Genomic DNA, 2,706 nt, shown 5'->3' on the forward strand with positions numbered 1-2,706 from the left:
AAGCTCCCGGCGGCGGGCTGCTCAGCATTCAAAGCGAGATCGAGATCGACGGGCGGCGAGGCTTGTTCGACGACCTGATCGGCGTGCGCTTCGCCGTCATTGCGCGGAACTCTTCGATTCTGTGCTCCATCAGTGATGAGAACCACAAAGGTTTGGTAGGCTGGAATGCCGGGCTCGTGGATTTCTCGCCGGGCGAGGTTCGTGACGTAACAGGTCGCTATGGTCAGTGGCTGGAGCAGTTGGGATGCGAGGCCGTGTTCGTGCGGCCTGACTTCTACGTACAGGGCGGCGCTCGGAACGGCGCTGAGCTCAACGCTCTGCTCGACGATTGGCGGCGCCGGACGATGACCGCAGTTGAAGACTTCACGGTTTATACAGGAGGAGCCCATGCAAAGCAAGAAATTCGATCCAAAAGTGTTCCAACTCGGATATGTCGCGCTCGGGACGCCGGACATCGAACGGGCGAAGCAGCACTATCTGCAAAATCTCGGCATGACCGAGGTCGCGCTCGGAGACGACGGTTCGGTCTATCTGTCGGTTGGCTACAACCATCACGATCTCGTTCTGCGTCCGGCCGCCCAAAAGGCGCTGCTCCATGTGGGCTTTCAGCTTAAGCCCCACATCACGACCGCCGACTTTGCCCGCGACGTCCGCGAAACTGGACTCGCCGCCACGGTCAAGACCGACAGTCAGCCCGGCGTCGCCGAGCTGGTCGAGGTCGAGGGCCCGGGCGGCTTGGTCATTCAGTTCTACGACGCGATTGAAGCTTCGGTTCCTGGCTTCAAGCAAACCGGCGCCTCGCCCGTGCGGCTTGGCCACGTCGCTATCATCAATCCTGAGGGCGACAAGGTGATCGCATTCTTCAAGGACTTTCTCGGCTTCGTTCTCACCGACGACATCGCAGGGATCGCGAATTTCCTCACCTGCAACCGCGAGCACCACGTCGTCAACCTCGTGAAGGCGCCGGAATCCCGGGTCCACCACATCGCCTTCGAGCTCAGGGATAGTTCCTGCCACGGCATCGCCGCCGACGCCTTGCGCGCGGCCGGCGTCAATATTCTCTGGGGCCCGTCACGGCACACTGCGGGGCACAACGTGGCATCTTACCACCACGACCCCGACAGGGTGATGGTCGAGTTCTACACCGAGATGGACGCGTTCATTCCCGAACTCGGGATGAGCGAGCCGCGGCCCTGGCATGAGCATCTCCCCATGAAGCCAAGGAGCTGGGGCCACACGGAGCTGAACGCCTGGAGCACCGACTTCGCCTTCAACCTCGCTACCGGCTGAACAACGAACCCTCGTCGCTTTTGGCCGATATTGGGAGACTTGTATTGAGCTTCAGCGGGTCTCGATCACCGCGTCGTCGATCGTCGCCGTCAACAAGGTCGAAAAAGCGCTGATTTTCCAGGTCGCCGACCGCGGCCTCTTCGCCGACCCTATCAGGCTCTGCCTGAGTCTACGGCCGAACTCGCCAAGATCTCGCGGTCGCGCGCCCCGTTCGCGGATCGAGTTCGATGACGACCGATGCTTTGTTTTTGAATGTACGCTCCGTGACCCTGACCCCGGTTTCATGCTCTCCTAAGGACACGTCCCATGCCTATTTACAAAGCTCCCGTGGCCGACACGATGTTCCTTCTCACCGACGTCTTCGGATTGCACCGGTATGAGAACCTACCGCGCTTCGCCGACGCCCAAATCGACGTTGTCGAGGCAGTCCTGAGCGAGGGCGGCAGGCTCGCGGAGGAAGTGCTGCAGCCTCTCAACCTGCCAGGCGATCAGGAAGGCTGCAGACGGCTTCCGGATGGGTCGGTCGTCACTCCCAAGGGTTTCCGGGAAGCTTACAAGGCCTATGTCGAAGGCGGCTGGGTCGGGATTGCCGGCTCACCCGCCTATGGCGGGCAGGGGCTTCCGCATTTTTTGAGCGTCGCGCTCAACGAATATGCGCTGGCGGCGAACCTTGCGTTCACCATGTATCCGGCCCTGACCAAAGGCGCGACGGACGCATTGCTCGCCCATGGCGATGACGCGCTGAAGAGCCGATTTCTCCCCAAGATGACGACGGGCGAATGGACCGGCACGATGAACCTGACCGAGCCGCATTGCGGCACCGATCTCGGCCTCATCAAGACGCGCGCACTGCAACAGGACGACGGCTCGTTTGCGATCTCGGGCCAGAAAATCTTCATCTCAGCGGGAGAGCATGATCTTGCCGAAAACATTATTCACCTCGTGCTCGCGCGTATCGAGGGCGCCCCCGCCGGCGTCAAGGGCATTTCGCTGTTTCTCGTCCCGAAGGTGCTGGTCAACGACGACGGATCGTTGGGTGAGCCAAACAGTGTCTCCTGCGGATCAATCGAACACAAGATGGGCATCCACGGCAATTCGACCTGCGTAATGAATTATGACGGCGCCAAGGGGTGGCTCGTCGGCGAGGAAAATCGTGGACTCAATGCGATGTTCGTGATGATGAACAGCGCCCGCCTCGATGTCGCCGTGCAAGGTCTGGCGCAATCCGAGGTCGCCTACCAGAACGCGGCCGGCTACGCCAAGGATCGCCTGCAGGGCCGCTCGCTGACCGGCGCCAAGGAGCCTGGCAAACCTGCCGATCCCATCCTGGTGCATCCCGACGTCCGGCGCATGCTGCTCGAGATCCGCGCCTTCAACGAAGCGGCGCGCGCCTTGATGATTTGGGCTGCGCTCTCC

At 61.3% G+C, this 2,706-nt stretch carries 3 protein-coding genes; 2 read left to right on the plus strand and 1 reads right to left on the minus strand.

The window, feature by feature from the left end; translation table 11 throughout:
* Positions 1 to 398, minus strand: a 398-nt coding sequence (locus ACLP25_RS10235) for a hypothetical protein (protein WP_442469088.1), incomplete at its 3' end; no start/stop codon positions are given.
* Here ACLP25_RS10235 and ACLP25_RS10240 point away from each other — a divergent pair.
* Both ACLP25_RS10240 and ACLP25_RS10245 read left to right on the plus strand, forming a co-directional pair.
* On the plus strand, positions 388 to 1,290 hold the full coding sequence (locus ACLP25_RS10240; RefSeq protein WP_442469089.1) for a VOC family protein: 903 nt from the start codon (positions 388 to 390) through the stop codon (positions 1,288 to 1,290). The two genes, ACLP25_RS10235 and ACLP25_RS10240, sit on opposite strands and share 11 nt — an antisense overlap.
* A gap of 306 nt (positions 1,291 to 1,596) precedes the next feature.
* Positions 1,597 to 2,706, plus strand: a 1,110-nt coding sequence (locus ACLP25_RS10245) for an acyl-CoA dehydrogenase family protein (RefSeq protein ID WP_442469090.1), incomplete at its 3' end; no start/stop codon positions are given.

It is taken from the genome of Roseiarcus sp. (assembly GCF_052145395.1).
In the GTDB taxonomy this organism is placed as follows: domain Bacteria; phylum Pseudomonadota; class Alphaproteobacteria; order Rhizobiales; family Beijerinckiaceae; genus Roseiarcus.

Excerpts from the sequence above, each read along its gene's own strand:
- ACLP25_RS10240 (WP_442469089.1), top strand. The coding sequence starts at position 388 with ATGCAAAGCAAGAAATTCGATCCAAAAGTGTTCCAACTCGGATATGTC.